Source organism: Enterovibrio qingdaonensis (genome assembly GCF_028683135.1).
Classification (GTDB): Bacteria; Pseudomonadota; Gammaproteobacteria; order Enterobacterales; family Vibrionaceae; genus Enterovibrio; species Enterovibrio qingdaonensis.
The window spans coordinates 1-560 of record NZ_JAJUBB010000071.1 but is presented as its reverse complement, the minus strand read 5'-3'; the positions used below and the strand labels follow the sequence as shown (position 1 = coordinate 560).

1 protein-coding gene is annotated in these 560 nt (G+C 47.7%); it reads left to right on the top strand.

Going from position 1 to position 560, the window contains the following annotated elements:
• Nucleotides 1–560, top strand: a 560-nt coding sequence (locus LRP49_RS25160; RefSeq protein ID WP_274146415.1) for a transposase, incomplete at both ends; no start/stop codon positions are given.

Genomic DNA, 560 nt, shown 5'->3' with positions numbered 1-560 from the left:
GTGGTCAAAACACGCACTGGCTGACGCCCATTAAATCTAAGCTAAGGTATGAAATTATTGAGTCATACAGCGACTATGATCATCTTGTTGAGCTGCCGGTCTCTCCTCAAGCTCAGCAGCAAGCGCCATACCTAGGAGACACTTGGACAGCGAGACTGGTACTCATCCCTTCACCAAAGGGAGAGATAAAAGGCTTTATTACGTCTTGCTTATGTCCAACAACGTATGAGTTGGAAGCACTGCTCGATGCTTACTGGCAACGTTGGGAAATAGAGCGGGGTTACGGTGAGCTGAAGCAGTATCAACTGTCGAGCAAGCCACTCTTAAGAAGCTTGAAGTACGAAGGCATATATCAGGAGATGTGGGGCATCCTCACGTCTTACAACATAGTGCGTTTAGAAATGGCCGCAATGGCCATGGAACACAAGGTTGAGCCGTTGAGGATAAGCTTCATCAACGCACTTTACCTCATCCAAGATGAATTTATCTGGTCAGACGGGAGAAGCCCTGGAGCTATCCCAAAGGCGTTAAAAATGCTTCGAGAGAATGGAAAGCGGCTG